Below are 18,829 nucleotides of genomic sequence, written 5' to 3' on the forward strand. Positions count from 1 at the left end.
GTGCGCGGGCATCAAATGGCGCCTTCTTCAACGGGGTGCGAGGTGGGCCGGCGCTCAAGGATTTGCGCCACGTCCACCAGGGTGGCGGCGCCGAACAGCTGGCCCATGGGCAGTTCCAGGCCCAGGCGGCTGCGCAGCATTTCGAGGAAACGCGTGGCCAGCAGGCTGTCGCCGCCCAGGCGGAAAAAGTTGTCATGGCGCGACACGCCCGGCACGTTGAGCAAGTGCTGCCAGAGTTCGGCGATCACCTGCTCGGTGGGGCCTCGGGGTTGTTCGTCCACGGGCGGGCGCGAGCGTGCAGCGGCGGCCAACGGTGCCAGCAGCGCCCGGCGGTCGACTTTGCCGTTGCTGCTCAGCGGCAGGTGCTCCAGTACCAGGATCTGTTCCGGGCGCATATACGCCGGCAGGCACTGTTCCAGATGTTGCGCCAATGCTTCGGCGCAGGTACTGGCGGTGACGGCAGCCATCAGCCGGTTGTCCGCCACCAGCGCCACGGCGCTGCTCACGCAGGCATGCCGGGCCAGGGCGGCTTCGATTTCACCCAGTTCGATGCGATGGCCACGGATTTTCACCTGGGTATCGGCGCGACCGAGAAACTCCAGCAGCCCCTCGGGGCGATAGCGACCCAGGTCGCCGGTGCGGTACCAGCCGTCGACAAAGCGTTCGGCATTCAACTGCGGTGCATGGCGGTAGCCACGGGCGACACCGGCACCGCCGATCCACAGCTCGCCGGTGACCCAGTCCGGGCAATCGCGACCCACGCTATCGACCACCCGATACGCCTGGTTGGCCAGCGGCACGCCGTAGGGAATCGAGCGCCAGCCGGGCAGCGTGTGGCGCACCTCGAAGTGGTTGGACCAGATCGCCGCTTCGGTGGCACCGCCCAGGGCAATGAAGCGGCACGGCGCGGCCTGTTGCTGCAGGCGCTGGGGCAGGTCGAGGCCGATCCAGTCGCCGGACAGCAAGGCCACCTTCAGGGCCAGCGGCTGGCGCTCATGATCATTGGCTTCCAGCAGCATATCGAGCAGCGCCGGCACGCTGTTCCACAGTGTCACGTGGTGCTGTTGCAGGGCCTTGAGCCAGGCCCGTGCATCGCGGCGCTGGTCTTCTTCGATCAACACCAGGGCGCCGCCTACCGACAGCAGGCCGAACAGGTCGTACACCGACAGGTCGAAGTCCAGCGCCGACAGGGCCAGCCCACGGTCGGTGGCGTCGATGCCATAGCAGCGGTTGATCTCGGCCACGGTGTTCATCGCGGCCCGGTGGGTCATCTCCACGCCCTTGGGTTGGCCGGTCGAGCCGGAGGTGTAGATCACGTAAGCCAGCTCGTGTGCCGCCAGCGTGCGCGGCGCGGCCAGGGGTGTGGCTTTCTGCGCGAGGGATGGCTTCAGGTGCTGGACGCTCGGCAGCTGCGGGTCATGCTCGGCGAGCATCAGGGTCACGCCGGCCTGTTGCAGGATGCGTTGGCAGCGTTGCAGCGGTTGGTCCACACCTACCGGCAGATACGCGGCCCCCGCGGCCAATATGCCCAGCACGCTGGCGATCTGTTGCGGGCCTTTGGCCAGGGACACGGCTACCAGGTCACCCGGTGCGACGCCGGCGTCGACCAGGCTGTGGGCGATACGCAGCGCGCGGTCGGCGAGCTCGCCATAACTCAGGGCGCCGTGCGCGCCCCACAGCAGGGCCGGGCGTTGCGGCGCCTGGCGCGCCTGTTCAAAGAACCCCTGGTGCAGCGTCGGGTCACCCGGCACGCCTGGCCCTGGGGCATTGAGCTGTGCACGCAGCGCTGCCTGGGCCACCGGCAGCAGGTCCGGCGGTGCGCTGTCCCAGGGCTGTTCGGCCAGCCAGTCGAGGCTCTGCAGGTAGGCGGCGAACAACGCTTCGACCAGGCCTTCGGGAAACAGCCCAACCACGCGGTCCCAGTTCAAGGCGATGCCGCCGTCGGCTTCCACCACTTGATGGTCAAGCCACACCTGCGGCGTTTGCGTGAGGCCGAACACCTGCTTGGCGAACGGCCCGTCCTGGGGGGCGGCGGTGCCGTCCGGCACGCCCAGCGCACTGGTGAAGACCACGGGCATGCTCACCTGTTGCTCACCGTTGGTGCGGGCCAGTTGCCGCAACAGGCTGACCGAACCCATGCAGCGGTGCTCCAGCGCTTCGCCCAGGGTTTGCTGGGTGCGCCGGGCGCGGTCGATCCAGCGTTCGCCGGGCACAGGCACATAACCGAGCAGGGTCAGCGAGGTGAAGTCGCCGAGTACCTGGTCGATCTGTGGGTGCAAGGGGCGGCGGTCGAACAGGGTGAGGTTGAGGCTCAGGTCCGGGCGTGTACTCCAGCGTCCAAGGGTTTCGGCGAAGGCACAGAGCAATACGGCCGAGGCGGTCAGGCCATGCTGCTGGGCCTTGGCCAGGATCGCCTGCCAGGCCTCGGCGCCGATTTGCCCTTGCAGGCGTTCGAAGCGCGGGCGTCCCAGGCTGGCGGGGTCGGCGGCGAGCGGCAGTTGCGGAGCGGGTGGCAGCGCGGGCAAGCGTTCCTCCCAGAAGCGCTGTGCGGCCTGCCGTTCGGCGGGCTCGACGGCGGACTGCAACTGGTAGTCGCGGAACGACAGTTCCAGCGCCGGCAATGCTTGCTCGGGCTGACGGTACAAGGCGTCAAGCTCGGTGTAGAAGCGCAGGATGCTCAGGGCGTCCAGGATCAGGTTGTCCAGGCTGATGGCCAGCCGGGAATGTCGCCCGAACGTCACGGCCTGCACATCGAACAGCGGCCACTGGCCTGGATCGAACACGCGATGGGCGCAGTGCTCGCGCAGGTCGTCAAGGCTGGCATGGCCCTGGCCGATAACGAACGCGGGCACCTCGCGCAGAATGCGCGCCTGGCCTGCTTGATCGAACACCGCACGGAGCATGTCGTGACGCTCGATCAGGCGCTGCAGCGCGTGTTGCAGGCGCGGCAGGTCGAGGTCTTCGACGTCGTATTCACGGTAGAAGTGGCAGCTCACGCCACCGAGCACCAGGCTTGGGTCACGGCCCAGCCAGTAAGCTTGCTGCACCTCGGTCATGGGGAAGGGCGCATGGCGTTGCGCTAGGTCGGGCACCACTGAGCGTAAGGGTTTGGCCTCGACCTCCTGGTGCAAGTCGGCACAGAACTGCGCGAGCACCGGTTTGGCAAACACCTGGGCGATACGCGCACCGCCCAACCCCTGCTCAGCCAGCAGGCGCACCAGGCGCGTGGCACTCAAAGAGTCGCCGCCGAGGGCAAAAAAATTGTGCTCGCGACACACCGTGCCGCAGCCCAGCAAGTGTTGCCAGGCCAGGGCTACCTGCTGTTCCACACGGCCTTGGGGCGGCGACAGATCAAGCTGCGCGCCGCTGTGGTTGGCGGCCAGCCAGCCGTTGAGCACCTTGCGGTCGACCTTGCCATTGGCGGTCAGCGGCCATTGCGCGCAGCCAAGGATCAGCGTGGGGATCATATACGCCGGCAGGCGTTCGGCCAGGTCGGGTAGTTCGACCTTTGTGGGCTGCACCGGGCCGTCCGCCAGGCGTACCACAGCGGCCAGGTGCTGGCCGCTGAGCAGCGCCACTGCCTGCTCGACGCCGGGGCTGGCGAGCAGCGCGCTTTCCACTTCCCCGGCTTCGATGCGGTAACCGTGCAGTTTGAGCTGGAAGTCGGTACGCCCGAGGAATTCGACGTTGCCGTCGGGGTGGTAGCGTGCGCTGTCACCGGTGCGGTACCAGCGCAGGCCCTGGTACTCGACAAACCGTTCGGCGCTGCGTACCGGATCATGGCGATAGCCTTCGGCAACACCGGTCCCGCCGATCCACAGCTCACCGGCGACCCAGTCCGGGCAGTCGCGACCCAGGTGGTCGACGATGCGCAGGCTGACGTTGTCCAGTGGCTTGCCATAGGGCAGGCAATGCCAGTGCAGCACCTGGCCGGGGTGCACTTCGAACAGGGTCGAGTGAATCGCGGTTTCCGTGGCGCCACCCAGCGCCATGAAACGGCAGCCGGGCGCCTGGGCCCACAGCCGCTGTGGCAGGTCCGGGGCGACTTTATCACCGCCCAGCAACACCGCACGCAGCGGCAGGGCAGCGTCTTCGGCGGCACAACCGAGCAGCATGTCGAGCAGCGCCGGCACACAGTTGAGCACGCTGGCGCGGTGCTGCACGGCCAGCGCACGCCAGCGTTCGGCGTCACGTTGCGCCTCGGGTTCGATGATGATCACCGCCGCGCCGGTGCCCAGCGCGGCAAACAGGTCGAACACCGACAAGTCGAACTCCAGCGCGGAAAGCGCCAGGACGCGGTCGTCGCTGCCCAGTTGCAGGCGTCGTTGCAGGTCTTCCAGGGTATTGGCAGCCGCCAGATGGCTGATTTCCACGCCTTTGGGCTCGCCGGTGGAGCCCGAGGTATAGAGGATGTAGGCCAGGTCGTTGACGCTGCCGGGCCTTGGTGCGTCCAGCGCTGCGGCGCAGGTGGGCAATTGCGTGAGCAACAGGCGTGCGCCTGACGAGGCGCAGATCTTCTGGCAACGGGCGACAGGCTGGTCATGACCGATCGGCAGGTAGGTGGCACTGCAGGCCAGGATGCCCAGCACCGCGATCACTTGCTCAGGCCCCTTGGGCAGTTGCAGGGCCACCACATCGCCGCGCCCGATGCCCTGGGCTTGCAGGGACGCCGCCACCTGCAAGGCGCGCTCGGCGAGTTCGGCATAAGTGATGGCTGCCAGATCAGCCTGCAGCAGCGCGGGCGCATCGGGGGTCAGGCGGGCCTGGGCAAAAAACGCCTCGTGCAGGCGTTGGGTCGGCAGCGCAGCCGCCTGGCCTTGAGCTGCGTTGCGCACCGCCCGTTGAGTGGCGGGGAGCAGCGCGGGCGGCGCGCTGTGCCAGGCTGAAGACTCGCGGCACAGGCGTTGCAGCACGTCGGTATAGGCGTTGAACAACCCGTCCAGCACACCCTCGGCGAACAAGCCTTCGCGAGCATCCAGGTTGACCAGGATGCCGCCGTCCAGTTCGGTGACCTGTGCGTCAAGCCACACCTGCGGCCCCTGGGAAATGATCCACGCCGGCTCGCCAAAGCTCTGCTGCACACCGTCGGCGAACAGCTCGCCCAGGCCCAGCGCGCTGGTGTACACCACAGGCGCCAGCACTTGCTCACCGCGTTGTCGGGACAGCTCGCGCAGCACCTCCAGGCCGGAAAAGGCGCTGTGCCCGGCATCCGCGTGGAAGCGCTTCTGCAAGGCCTTGGCGCGGGTGACAAAGCTGCCGGCCACGCGGCCATCCCAGGCCAATAGAAGGGAGGAGGTGAAGTCGCCGACCACCCGGTCGATGTCCGCATGCAACGCTGTGCGATTGAACAGTGGCAGGTTGAGCAACAGTTCGGGGCTATCACTCCAGGTGCCGAGGGCTTCACAGAACACTGCCGCCAGGGCCATGGCCGGGGTCAGCGCGTGCTCGCGGGCATGCCGTTCAAAGGCTTTGCGGTGGGATGGCGACAGCCAGTGGTGACGGCGTCGTACCTGGTGATCATCGCCTTGTGGGTTGATCGGCAGACTCGGCGCGGCAGGCAGTTGATCCAGGCGCTGCAACCAGTACTCGCGCGCTTGCGCATGGCGTTCGCGCGGCTCTGGGCCGGCCTGTTCCTGGCGCAGGTCGGCCAGGTAGCGGGCAAAGGTGTAGCCCAGCGCAGGCAGGGGCTGGCCACGGTACAGCTGCACCAGGTCGCCAAGCAGGGTGCGCAGGCTCAGCGCGTCGGCGGCGAGCATGTCCAGGTTCAGGTGAAGGCGCGTGCCGTGGGGCAGCAAGGACAATTGGATGTCCAGCACCTGGCCCTGGTCCACGGCCAGTTGGCGATGGGACAACTCGCTGCGCAACGCGGCGAGGCGCTGCTGCACCTGCTCGGCGCTGGCCTGGCGCAGGTCATGCACTTTCAGGCCCGACCACGGGCTGTGCGCGAGAATCTGCTGGCGGCCGTCCTCCAGAAATTGCGCCCGCAACATCGGGTGGCGCGCCAGCAGTGCACGCACGGCCGCGTCCAGCCGGATCGGGTCAACGTCGTGTCCGTCGAATTCGTTATAGAAGTGGGCCGCCACGCCGCCCAGCTGTTGGCCGGGTGTGCGCCCGATCCAGTAAGCGTGTTGCATGGGCGCCAGTTCGAAGGGTTGCCCGTCGTCCTGGGCGGTGCTGACGGCGCGGGGGGCGAGGGCGGCGCTGTCGAGCAGGCTCAGCCAGGCACACAGGCGCGGGTCTGCCACCAGCTCGGCAAAGCGCGCGGCGAGGCCGTGGCGGCGCCATTGGCCGGCGAGGCGAATCAGGGTGACGGAGTCCAGCCCCCATTCAATCAGGTTGGCCTCCAGGGGAATCTGGTCGGCGGGCTGGCCGAGGGCTTCGGACAGGGACTGGCGCAGCAGTGTTGCGGTTGAGGTGCTGGGAGTGGCCATGGCTCAACGTCTTCTCATCGCTAGGGCCCGGGCCGGGGTTGGCCCAGGCGCTGGGGGCAGGCAGTTACATGGGGGAAGATGCTAGTCATTCTCATTTTGGCGACTACCCGCATCGAATCGTTTTTGCCCCGTATCCGTTTGGGCGGTGCGGGTTTGAGCACTGGCGCCGTGGGACGCCGCGCCGAATGCTCGTGCGATACGGTTGGAAAATGACTTGAATCGGGTAGAGCCCGCCCCACGGCCTTGACTACCGTCGCTCGCCGCCCTCTTGCAGGGCTTGTCCTCGAGGGAGTTGCGGATGTCAGTTGATTCAGGTTTACAGGTGCGCGGCCTGCGCAAGCGCTACACCAATGGGGTCGAGGCGCTGCGCGGCGTGGACCTGAGCGTCGGCCCAGGCATGTACGGTTTGCTCGGCCCCAACGGCGCAGGCAAAAGCAGCCTGATGCGCACCCTTGCGACCTTGCAGCAAGCGGATGCGGGCAGCATTCACCTGGATGGCGTGGACGTGCTGGCCGATGCCGATCATTTGCGCCGCCGACTGGGTTACCTGCCACAGCAGTTGGGCGCCTACCCAGGGGTGAGTGCGCGGGACCTGCTTGACCGCTTTGCCTGGCTCAAGGGCCGCACCGATCAGCGCCAGCGCCGTGAAGAAATCGAGGGCCTGCTGGACAAGGTCAATTTGCAGCAGGCCGCCCACCGTGCGCTCGCCACCTATTCGGGCGGCATGCTGCGCCGCTTTGGCATCGCCATGGCGCTGGTGGGTTCACCGCGCTTGCTGATCGTCGATGAGCCCACGGCGGGCCTGGATCCGGCCGAACGCAATCGATTCCATCGGGTGCTGGCCGACGTGGCCGCCGAGTCCATCGTGCTGCTCTCGACGCATATCGTGGAAGACGTCGAGAACCTGTGCAGCCGCCTGGCGGTCCTGGCGCGTGGGCAGATCATTGTCGAGGGGCGCCCGGCCGACCTGCTCGGTGCCGAGCAAGGCCGCTTGTGGGAGGCGCCGTTTGGCCGTGGCGAGCCGCTGCCCGCCGCGCTGCATGTAGCGGCGAGCCCCGAAGGCAGCCGCGTGATCGTGCATGGCGAGCGTCCCGCCGACCCACGCTTCGTGCCTCACGCCCCACGCCTGGAAGACATCTATTACCTGGCACTGGCCCAGGCCGGCGAGGCCGTGGACGTATGAATACCTTCGCTTTAGTGATGCGCGAGGCCTGGGTGGAAGTGCGTGCCGGGCTGCGCAGCGGCATTCCGCTGCTGGTGTTTCTCGGCCTCACCGGCTACCTGCTGATGTCCCTGACCAATGCCGACTACGTGCAGAAGATGGGCGCCAGTGACATCGCCCGCAATGCGCCGAGCCTGATTTACCTGATGTCGTGCGGCTGCATGTTCTTCCTGTTTTTTGCCTGGGCCTGGGTGTTTGCCCAACCCGCCCTGAGGGACCGCAAGGCTCAGTTGGAAGAGGTGTTGCTGGCCTTGCCACTGTCGCTGCCGGCGTTGTTGTGGGGACGCTTTATCGGCGCGGCTTTGGTGGGTGGCTTGCTGGCCAGTTCGCTGATTGTCGGCTTCCTGATCAGCCCGGTGTTGGGCTGGCTCGGCTGGGTGCCAGCGGCCAGTATCGGCGCGCCGGTGTGGTCGGCACTCGGCTTTGCTTGGGTCGCCCTGTTGTTGCCAGTGAGCAGCGGGATGGGTGCGTTGTATTACCTGCTGGCGCTGCGCAGCCGTGGGCTGGCCGCACCGTTTGGCTTGGCCACGCTGTTGATGCTGCTGTGGATGTTTGCGGTGGTGGTGCTCAAGGGCGGGCATATCAACCCGTTGTTGGCGGCCAGCCTGGATCCTTCGCTGTTCACCTTTGCCCAGGCTCAGGTCGAGACCTGGAGCGCGGCGCAAAAGTCCCAGTCGCTATTGGCACTGACCCCGGGATTCTGGCTCAACCGCGTGGTGTGGTGCGTGCTGCCTTTGCTGCTGCTGGCGGTGGTGTTGGCGCGTGTCAGCCGCCAAAGCTTGATGGGGCGTCGCAGCGGTGCGGTGCTCGCCGAACCACCGATGCTGGCGGCCACCACTGCCACGTTGCCAGGGCCGCTATCGGCCAGCCACTGGCCGCGGGCGTTGTGGTGCGAAGCGCGTTGGCAGGTACGCCAATTGTTCGCTCGGCGTATCTGGTGGGTCGCCCTTGGCCTGCTGCTGGTGATGGGCGTGCTCAGTGGTTTTGTGCATGGGGTGTGGCATGTGCGCGGGCCGATGGTGCCCCGCGCGGATTTGACCTTGCCATTGCTGTCGAGCGCGCTGTTTCTGGTGCTTGCATTTATTGTCGCGGCGCTGGTCGGGTTGGTGTGCCGACGCGATGACGTCGAAGGCCTCGGCGCGATGTTGCAGGCGACCCCGGCACCTGCCTGGCTGCGTTTGTTGGGGCGGGTGGCCTGTGTGCTGGCGGCCACGCTGGTCCTGGCACTGATACCGGGCATCGCCAGCCTGGTGATCAGCGCCATTGCCGCTCCCGAGAACCTGGCCCCGGGCTTTGTGTTGATCTACCAGGCGCTGGTGTTTGCGCCGCCGTTGCTGGAGTTGGCGATGCTCAGCGTGTGCGTGCACGCGTTGATCCGTCGCTCCGGGCTGGCGTATGCGACATCGATGCTGCTGACGTTTTTCCTGGCGCTCAACCATGAGTTGGGCCTGGTCACCTATCCGGCCTATGCCATGGCAATCCCCGCGCATGTGAGCCTGTCGCTGCTGACCGGCTGGGCGCCGTGGTTGCCCTATCTTGCGACGTTGACGGGCTGGAAACTCGCCGGCTGCCTGGTGTTGCTGGCCTTGGCGGCGCTGGTGTTGCCCCGTGGGCCGGAGCGTCGTCGGTTCAGCGACCTGCGCCGCAGTCTGCTGGGCTTGCCCGGTGCGTTGCTGGCGGTGGGCATTCTCGGCTTATTGGGCTGTGGCGTGCTGTTGCACAAGCACCTGGTGGAGCAGGGCGATTATCAGTCGATCGCCGAGCAACGCGCCGCACGCGCCGACTGGGAGCGCCAATGGCTCGCGGGAGCGGGGGCCTGGCAGGTCGTGGGTGGGCGCCTGCAGTTGCAGGTCGATGCTAAGGCACGTGAGGTCATGGGCCAGTGGCGACTGGACGGGGTCGTTGCGGCGAACCTGGACGCAGAGCTGCCGCCTGGTTTGCAGGTGACAGCAGTGAGCGTGATGGGGCGCCCCGTCGACTTTCAACAGGCAAGCGACCACCTGCGCGTGCCCGTGGCGGGCTGCGCGACGCAGGCTTGCAGCGTGGAGCTGCAATGGCGGGTGACGGCCCGTGGCTGGCCGGCCGAGGGCGAAGCGTTCTGGCTGGGGCCGCAGGGCACGTGGCTGGAAGCCCGCCGCGCAGTGCCACGCCTGGGCCTGGACCCAGAACGGCTATTGCGTGCACCGCTGCAACGTCGCGAAGCCGGGCTGGCCCCTGACGTGCCGGACCTGCCGGTGCAATCGGCGGTGGCGGCGGATGCGGTTGCGCCTGCGGGCGATTGGCAATGGCAGGTCAATTTCGGCAACCGCAGCGTTACCGGCAGCAGCGCGGGGCCACTGGACTTTGCCTATGGGCCATCGGGTCACGTGGATGCCAGCCGCGAACAAACCGCTGGTGAAGTGCAAGCAGACCTCGACGCCATGGTTGCCTGTGTGGCGCACCGCCTGGGCACTCGGCCGGATGTAGAACAGGTCAGCCAATGGCCAACCGGCATGGGTGCGAGCCGCCTGAGCAACGGCCATTTACTGCTCAGTCATTCCCCGGACTGGGACGTGGCACCTGTGGGGGTTGGGCGCTGGACCCGCCGTGCACACCTCGCTGAGCTGCTTGCACGGCAGGTATTGATCGACGCCAGTGACCTGCGCCGGGCGCCCGGCCATGTGTGGTTGAGCCAGGGTGTGGCCGGCGCAGTTGGTTTGCTGTGCGTAGGCGACGTGGACGGCCCGGATGCCCGCGCCGCCCTGGTGAAACTGATGGCCGATGACCTGACCCGCGCGCTGGGCAATGACGGCGAACCCATCGGTACGCTGGCCGACGCACGTGAACACGGCTGGGCGGCGGCCTATGCGCCGCTGGTCAGCCTGGACTGGGTGGCCGCACAGACGCCCGCGCAACTGATGGCGATGACCGCCGACATTCGACAGGGCCAGGGATGGCCAACCGCGATCCAGCCACTGCTGGGCGCGCCCTCTGAACCTGCGATCGCTGCTGCGCTCAAGCGCTGGGGCCACGCGCAATGAGTTTGAATCATCCCTGCCTTTTGGAGCTTTGCCATGTCACCTGAACTCTCCATCCAGCCGCTGCGCCGTCCGCGCGGCTGGCGTGCCAATGTGCTGACCCAAGCCCTGGCGCTGACCCTGTCCAGCCAGATGTGCTCGGCCTATGCCGCAGACGCGCAACCCGCTGCGGATACCCAGGCCATCGAGCTGGCTCCGCTGACCGTCAGCGCGCGGCTGAGCCAGGAAAGCGCCAAGGACATTCCCTTCGGCCTGTCGGTCATCGATGGGCAAACCCTCGAAACCCGGCGTTTGCGCACCCTGGAAGACGCGCTGCGCACCACACCTGGCGTGGATGTCAACTCATGGGGCGGCGCCAACGATGCCAACGTGCGTATTCGCGGGATTGGCTCGCTGAACCAGATGAGCATGGATGACGGCTCGGTGGTGTTGAATGTGGACGGGGTGCCGATGTCGGTGCGCAACGCCGCAATGGCCACCCTCGACGTGCAGCAGGTGGAAGTGCTCAAGGGGCCGCAGGGCACGTTGTTCGGCCGTAACAGCGAGGCCGGTGCGATCAACGTGACCACCCGCAAACCCACCCGTGAGCTGGAAGGTTATGTGCGCGGTGAGGCAGGCCAGCAAGGCCAGTTCATGACCGAAGGCGCCGTCGGTGGGCCGTTGACCGATTCCCTGGCGGGGCGCATCGCCGTGCGCCGCAGCGGCTTCGACAACTGGGTGGATGACCGGCAGGACGGCGACCCGCTGACCAAACCCCGGGACCTCGCCCTGCGCGGCAGCCTGCTGTGGGACAACGACCAGGGCACCACCGGCCTGTTGACCGCCGAGCGCCAGCGCGCCGATCACTATGCAGGCCTGGAAATATTGCGCCCGTTCGGCAACCGTCCCAGCCTGGACTACACCCCGGGCACGTTCGATGGCAACCGCAAGACCAACGAGCGTTACTCCTTTGAGCTCAACCATGACCTGGCGCAGGCACGGATCACGTCGGTCAGCGCCTACACCAGCACCGACTTCAATGCCGTCAAGGGCTATGACCGCACGATCACTCGCGCACTGTACGGTGCGCCGTTCGAATACCTGATCGAAGACTCCGCCCATGAGCAGGTGTGGAGCCAGGACCTGCGCCTGGGCTCCCTGGCGGATGCCGATGTGTTCTGGGTGACCGGGGTCAACCTGTCGCGCTCCGAGCGCAGTTTCGATTCCGACAACTTCACGAGTGGAGCCCGGCAGACCCGCGACTTCAGCACCAACAGCTATGCCGCCTACGGTGAAGTGACGTACCCGATTGCCGAGGATTGGAAGCTCACCACCGGCTTGCGCCACACTTGGGACCGCAAGACCTATGGCGGGGACTATGCCAGTGGCGGTGCTGTGGTCAGCGACAATCGGCGCCTGCAGGACGACTACACCACCGGGCGCGTGGCGTTGAGCTACGCGCTGACGCCGCAGACCAATGTCTATGCGCTGCTGTCGCGGGGCTACAAGTCGGCCGGGTTCAACGACTACGCCACGTCGGTCAAGGACAGCGAGCCCTACAAGGCTGCCAAGGTCAACGCCGCCGAACTGGGCTTCAAGCATGAAAGTGCCGGGGGCGAACTGAGCCTGGAAGGGGCGTTGTTCATCACCCGCGTGCAGGACGACCACCTGCTGGGCTACGACTTCAACACCCTGGCGGTCAGCGCCGTGAATGCCGACACCCGCAGCAAGGGGGCCGAGCTGTCGAGCACCTGGCACGTCACCGATGAACTGACCTTGGGCAGCGCCGTGAGCTACACCAATGCGGTGGTGACCTCGGACGCGCCCGGTGTGTCCGGCGGTGATGTGGCGGCAGGCAGTCGTGTGCCGGATGTGCCGCTGTGGAGCGGAAATTTCAGTGTTGCCTGGCAGAGGAACCTGGGCGCGTTCCTCGGGTTGCCGACGCCACGCCTGAACACCTTGCTCAATTATCGCGTACAGAAAAACCGCCCGGCCGATGCGCAAAACCACTACGACCTCAAGGGCTACGCCAAGCTGGACTTGCACCTGGGCCTGGAGAGCGGTGGTTCGGAAGTCTACCTGTGGGGCGACAACCTGCTGGATGCGCGGTATGACCTGTACGGTTCATATTCCACCGATACGGTACTGACCGGCATGCCCGGCCGTGGGCGTTCGGCGGGGGTGGGCTACAGCTACACCTTCTGAGATCACTCGTCACTGTAGGAGCGAGCTTGCTCGCGAAGGAACCTCAATGATAACGCGGGCATCCTGGATGAACGCGGCGCTCTCGGGCTCTTCGCGAGCAAGCTCGCTCCTACAGAGTTCGGGCAGCCGGGACATATCTGGTACTACTGTTAAACGCCAATAGACGCTAAGGAGACCTACCGTTTCTCTTCTATCCATAGAAGAGGACGACGGAATGTCCACCCAGCAAAACGCCCATCGTCTACGTTTGGGCCGCTACTCGGAAACCGGCCGTATTTACCTGCTCACGGCGATTACCTACCAACGACAACGCATCTTTGAGGACTGGCGCATCGGCCGGCTGTTGGTCAGCGAGTTCAGGCGTGCTCAGGCAGACGGCGAGGCAACATCGCTGGCCTGGGTGGTCATGCCGGATCATTTCCATTGGCTGGTCGAGTTGCATAACGGCGATTTACCGAGATTGATGCGCATCACCAAATCGCGAAGCGCACGAATGATCAATACAGCGAGAGGGCTCCAGGGAGCGCTGTGGCAGAAGGGTTACTTTGATCGGGCACTGCGTCGCGAAGACGACTTGAGGGCCATGGCGCGCTATATCGTCGCCAACCCATTGCGTGCTGGCCTGGTCGAGCACATTGGCGAGTACCCCTTGTGGGACGCCATCTGGCTATAACCCACCTTCCCTGTAGGAGCGAGCTTGTTCGCGAAGGAACCTCAACGATAGCGTGGGCATCCTGGATGAACGCGGCGCTCTCGGGCTCTTCGCGAGCAAGCTCGCTCCTACAGTGGGAGTGGGGTGGTCAGAATTGGTAGGTGTAGCCCACTCCCAGCGTACGGCGGCGCGCCGGTGCGCCGTAGGCCACCGGGTCGCTGTAGAAACCGTAGGTGTCGTAGGTCTGGTTCAGCAGGTTGTCGGCGAAGGCATAGACTTCGCCGAACTTGCTTTCCAGGCCGGCGCGCAGGTCGAGTTTCTCGTAGTTGTCCAGGTTGAAGTGGTTCTGCGGGTCGGCTGCACGCTCGCCCACCAGGTGGTAGTTGAGGCTGGTGTTGAGGGTGGTTTCGCCGAGGCTGGCGAAGGTGCCCAGCGGGTGTTTCCAGCTGGCGTTGAAGTTGCCGCTCCAGCGTGGCACATCCGGGGTGCGGTTGCCGGCGGCAACGTCGCCGGCCTGGATGCCTTGCACGCCGCTGGTGATTTTGGCGTCGAGGTAGGTGGCGCTGGCGGCCAGGGTCAGGCCGTAATCGAAGCGCCAGCTGCCTTCCAGTTCGGCGCCACGGGTGCGGGTGTCGGCGTTGAAGGCGTTGGTAGCGAAGGTCGCCGCGTCGTAGCCGAGCAAGTGGTCGTCGTGCACGCGGGTGAAGAACAGCGCACCGTTGAGGCTGCCACGGCGGTCTTCGGTTTCACTCTTGAAACCCAGCTCAGCCGCCTTGCTGACGGCCGCCTTGTACGGCTGGCTGTCGCTGACCTGCGACGCATAGTCATTGAACCCACCGGATTTATAGCCCCGTGCCAACTGCACGTAGACGTTGGTCTGCGGCGTGATGGCATAGCTCAGCGCGGCGCGGCCGGTGCCGTAGTGATCGGTCAGCTTGCGTGAGTCATCCACGGCGCTGCTGCCGGAGAAATACTGGCCATCGTAGGTCTTGCGGTCCCAGGAGTGGCGGTAGCCGGTGGTGAGTTTCAGGCGCTCGGTAAGGGGGAAGGTGACTTCGCCGTAGCCGGCATACGTGGTGGTGGTGAAGTCACGGAACTTGGCGCTGGCAGTGCCGTAGGTGTTGCGTGGCGTATCGTAGCTGCGCTCGTTGCGGCTGGCGGCGACACCGGCGACCCAGAACACCTCGGAGTCGGGCAGGGAACTCAGGTGCAGGTCCTGGCTCCAGTTGCGTTCGAAGGATTTGTCCACCACCCAGAATTCGCTGGGCGTGCCGTACAAGGCGCCCATCAGTTTGCTGTCGTAGGCGATCAGGCCTTCGAAGTCGGCGGTACCGGTGGCGGTGGTAGAGGTCAGGCGACTGTTGGCGAAGTCGTGATCGACCTTGAGCGTGTAGCGCTCGGTGGTCTTGTAGTTGTCATCGAACAGGCCGGGCGTCAGGTCGAGGCTGGGGTTGCTGCCGTAGGGCCGCAGTACCAGGGAGTTGGTGGCGCGCTCGGTTTTCTGGCGTTCGGCGCTGACCAGCACGTGGGTGTCGTCGTTGAGGTCCCAGAGCAGGCTGCCGCGGTAGGCTTCATTGCGCGGCTTGGTGATCGGGTGGTGGGTCTGGTCGTTGTCGATCCAGCTGTCGTAGCCGGCGCGCCGCACCGCCAGGCGACCGCTGAGGCTATCGCTGATCGGCCCGCCGACGGCGCCTTCGGTGAGGAACTGGCCTTCCTGGCCGACTTCGCCGCGCACATACCCTTCAAGTTCGCGGGTGGGTTGGCGCGTGGTGATGTTCACCGCGCCGGCCTGGCCGAGTGCACCGGACATTGTGCCTTGCGGCCCCTTGAGCACTTCGATGCGGTCGACGTCCAGCGTGCCGAAACCGAGGCTGCGCGACGACACCGGTACGCCGTCGATATTGAACGCCACCGAGCTGTCATCCATGGACATCTGGTACAGCGAACCGACGCCGCGGATCAGCACATTGAAGTCGTTCGGGCCACCGGAGGAGTTGACGCTGACGCCGGAGGTGTTGCGCAGGGCGCTCTCCAGTGTGTCGAGGCGCTGGGTGCGCAACTGTTCGCCACTGATCACGCTGAGGCTGATCGGCACGTCCTTGGGATCTTCCTGCTCCATACGTGCGGTCACGGTGGAGGCGGGCAGTTGCAGCGGGGCGGTGTCTGTGTCGGCGAAGGCCGAATTGGCCAGTGTCAGCGTGATTGCTATTGTTATAGTATTACGTTTATAGCAAGATTGGCGGGTAGCCGTCGTGTTGCATCGTGCAGACATGATGGGACCTTGACTGAGGGTTCTGATCGGCGCGCGTTGCTCAAATACAGCGGCAACTTGGCGGAGTAAGTGTGGCGCGCCAGATGCTAATAATTATCAATTGCGCAGTTCTACCCCGATGTGGTCTGATTCGAGCCGTATCCGGTCAGCCAGGAGATTAACGATGTCAGCCGTTCAAGGAGGCGCAGGGGAGACGATGCCAGTCTCGCGAATCATTACGGGAGGCTATGGGAACGACCTCGGACCCGGAGCGCATTGCCGCGTCACCCGCGTATCATTGCAGGACGGGCTCGATATCGTGCGCTGGCAAAGCACCTTCGAGCAGCCCATCGAATTGCCCTTGCAGGACGACAGCGAGTGCATCCATTTCAGCTTCACCAATCTGCTCAAGGGCAAGGCCGCGTGCAGCTTCAGCGACGGGCGCCGGCAGCGGCGCTACGCCATTGACGAAGGCTCGGGCAGCATCAGTTTTGGCCGTTGCCGCCACGGCCTTTACCACCAGCATGGCGAGATCGACAACATCACCGTGATGATCCGCCCCGAATTGCTCGCGCAGTGGGAACTCACGCTCGATCCGCTGCTGAACAAGGCGCTCGCCTGTGACCACTGTTTTCTCGACGGTCATCGCAGCGGTGAAATGAGCGCGACCGCGCACATGATCGGCACAGCCATGGACCAGGGCGCAAACCTGCCGCCAACCCAGCCGCGCAGCAGCCTGTGGATGTACGGGCAAAGCGTCACGCTGGTCAGTTTGTTCCTGGAAGCACGCCAGGATGCCAAATGCACCTGCCGGGTCAGCCACACTGATCGGCAACGGCTGGTGCGTGCCCGCGATCGTTTGCTCGAAGACCTGGGCAAGGCGCCAAGCCTGTCCGAACTGGCGCGCGAATCAGGGCTGAGCCAGCCCAAATTGACCCGTGGCTTTCGTGAGTTGTTCGCCAACAGCGTGTATGGCGTGTTTCAACAGACGCGCATGATCCAGGCACGCGCACGCTTGATGAGCGGCAACGAGTCTGTGATGCGCATCGCCTCGGACCTCGGATACGCCAACGCCAGCCACTTTGCGACGGCGTTCCGCAAGCAGTTTGGAATCAACCCGTCGACACTTAAAAATGGTGGGCGCGGTAGATCGTTTTAAAGGTGTACTCGGCCTATGTCTTACACGGGACGGTAACTGGTTGATGCTAAAGAATATATTTGCGCAGGATAAGGAACTGCTGGTATCAACGCCGAAACATACTCGTACATTTAATTGACGTCATCAAATTGCCACCCTAAGATCGCTGACCGTTGATGGCATAAGGCCATTTAGAGGGATCTAGAAATGTGGCGTTTGGTACATCGGACCAGGCTCAGCCTGCTGTCCGCTTTTTTTTGCCTGGGCACCGCCGGGATGGCTCACGCCGCGCCTTTGCAGAACACGCCCGGCGTCACCGACCTGATCCGCGACCGCCAGGATCGCCTGCTCGAAGAGCAACAACGCCGCCTCGAAGAACTCAAGGACCTGCCCGGCAAAGCCGCCGTTCCTGCCAAACCGGCGGCGCCTGCTGACACGCGCTGCTTCGCCATCAAGACCATCGAACTCACTGGCGCCGACAGCCTGTCCGACGGTGAGAGAGCCCGTCTGCTCAAGCCCTACATCGACCAATGCCTTGGCGTGCCACAGCTCAACGCGTTGCTCAAGGTCATCACCGACTACTACCTGGCCAAGGGCCTGGTCACCAGCCGCGCCTACTTGCCCCAGCAGGACCTCTCCAGCGGCAACCTGAAAGTGCAGGTGATCGAAGGTCGGCTGGAGGGCATGAAGGGCGAGGCGGGTAGCGGCATCACTGACCGTCAACTGAGCATGAGCTTCCCAGGCAAGCCCGGCGAATTGCTCAACCTGCGCGAGATCGAGCAGATGGTTGACCAGTTGAACCGCCTGCCTTCGAACCAGGCGCAGATGGAACTGGCACCGGGCAAGGAAGTTGGCGGCAGCGAAGTACTGGTGAAAAACACCCCGAAAAAGCCTTGGCGTGTTGGTCTGTCACGCCACAACGGCGGCCAGCGTGCCACTGGCGAACAGCAGTGGGGCGTCAGTCTGGACTGGGACAATCCGTTGGGCCTGGCCGACCAACTCTCCCTGCGTGGCGCACACGACGCCGTCAGCGATCATCAGAAAACCTCACGCAACTCGATGCTCAACTACAACCTGCCCTTCGGCTGGTGGAACCTCAATTACAGCTACAGCGAAACCGAGTACCGTTCCCAGGCCCAGGCCAGTGGCTTCAGCTTCAAGCAGTCCGGCGACACCCAGAACCATCAACTGCGCCTGGAACGCGTCGTCCACCGCGACGCCCTGAGCAAGACCTCCCTCAGTACCGGCGTGGCCTACCTGCGCACCAACAACTTCATCGAAGACAGCAAGCTCGCCCTGAGCAGCCACCGCCTCAGCGAAGCGCAATTTGGCATCAACCACGGCCGGCGCATTGGCGGTTCATTCCTCAACATCGACCTGGGCATGCAGGACGGCATTGGCGCTTTCGACGCCCAGGCCAACCACAACCCACGGCCCGGCCAGGCGGATGCGCGCTACCGCAAATACACCGCGACGGTGAGCTACCTGTACCCCTTCAAGCTGTGGGGCGAGTCATTCAGTTTCAGTAGCTTGATGACCGGCCAGCGCAGCGAAGATGTGCTGTTCAGCCCGCAACGCGTGAGCCTGGGCGGCCAGTCGTCGATTCGCGGTTACAAGGACCAAAGCCTGGCCGGCGACAGCGGCGGCTACTGGCGCAACGACCTGCGCTGGGCCCGCCCGGTGACCTGGGCGTGGCTGCAGCCAGCATTCAACGAATACGGCACCAGCCTCGGTTACGACCAGGGCGTGATCAGCCATGGACGTTACACCGCTGAACAGCACGGGCGCATGACCAGTAATTCGGTGGAGCTGTTCGCGCGTGGTCCGAACGTCGCCGCCACGGTGACCTTTGCGCACTCTTTGGAACGACCGGGGCCGATCACTGAACGTGAAGCACCGATCTATTTCCGTATGGATTTCTTTCTTTAAATCTT

General features: G+C 65.0%; 8 protein-coding genes. 6 read left to right on the top strand and 2 right to left on the bottom strand.

All coding sequences use genetic code 11. From position 1 onward, the window contains the following. Positions 1-11: 11 nt before the first annotated feature. Complete coding sequence (locus tag BLR69_RS05295; protein WP_071495746.1) at positions 12-6,431, bottom strand: non-ribosomal peptide synthetase; 6,420 nt, start codon at positions 6,429-6,431, stop codon at positions 12-14. Between the two features lie 298 nt (positions 6,432-6,729). Between BLR69_RS05295 and BLR69_RS05300 the strand changes: the two genes are divergently transcribed. The 4 genes from BLR69_RS05300 to BLR69_RS05315 all read left to right on the top strand — a co-directional run bounded on the left by BLR69_RS05300 (position 6,730) and on the right by BLR69_RS05315 (position 13,527). Further along, complete coding sequence (locus tag BLR69_RS05300) at positions 6,730-7,614, top strand: ABC transporter ATP-binding protein (protein ID WP_071495745.1); 885 nt, start codon at positions 6,730-6,732, stop codon at positions 7,612-7,614. Further along, a complete protein-coding gene (locus tag BLR69_RS05305; RefSeq protein ID WP_071495744.1) occupies positions 7,611-10,673 on the top strand; it encodes an ABC-2 transporter permease in 3,063 nt (1,020 codons plus the stop codon). Before BLR69_RS05300 ends, BLR69_RS05305 begins: the two co-directional genes overlap by 4 nt. 33 nt (positions 10,674-10,706) lie before the next feature. Further along, positions 10,707-12,854: a TonB-dependent receptor gene (locus tag BLR69_RS05310; RefSeq protein ID WP_071495743.1), complete on the top strand. Its 2,148-nt coding sequence runs from the start codon at positions 10,707-10,709 to the stop codon at positions 12,852-12,854. Positions 12,855-13,068: 214 nt separating this feature from the next. Beyond that, entirely contained in the window at positions 13,069-13,527 is a 459-nt protein-coding gene (locus BLR69_RS05315) for an REP-associated tyrosine transposase (RefSeq protein ID WP_071495742.1), read from the top strand. A gap of 127 nt (positions 13,528-13,654) precedes the next feature. Here BLR69_RS05315 and BLR69_RS05320 read toward each other — a convergent pair whose 3' ends face one another. Beyond that, complete coding sequence (locus BLR69_RS05320) at positions 13,655-15,637, bottom strand: TonB-dependent receptor (RefSeq protein ID WP_232000955.1); 1,983 nt, start codon at positions 15,635-15,637, stop codon at positions 13,655-13,657. Between the two features lie 337 nt (positions 15,638-15,974). Here BLR69_RS05320 and BLR69_RS05325 point away from each other — a divergent pair, with 337 nt between their 5' ends. Continuing rightward, complete coding sequence (locus BLR69_RS05325) at positions 15,975-16,916, top strand: helix-turn-helix domain-containing protein (RefSeq protein WP_083365770.1); 942 nt, start codon at positions 15,975-15,977, stop codon at positions 16,914-16,916. A 186-nt stretch (positions 16,917-17,102) separates the two neighbouring features. Continuing rightward, a complete protein-coding gene (locus BLR69_RS05330) occupies positions 17,103-18,824 on the top strand; it encodes a ShlB/FhaC/HecB family hemolysin secretion/activation protein (protein WP_071495739.1) in 1,722 nt (573 codons plus the stop codon). Positions 18,825-18,829: the final 5 nt, after the last annotated feature.

This window comes from Pseudomonas azotoformans (assembly GCF_900103345.1).
Taxonomy (GTDB): domain Bacteria; phylum Pseudomonadota; class Gammaproteobacteria; order Pseudomonadales; family Pseudomonadaceae; genus Aquipseudomonas; species Aquipseudomonas azotoformans.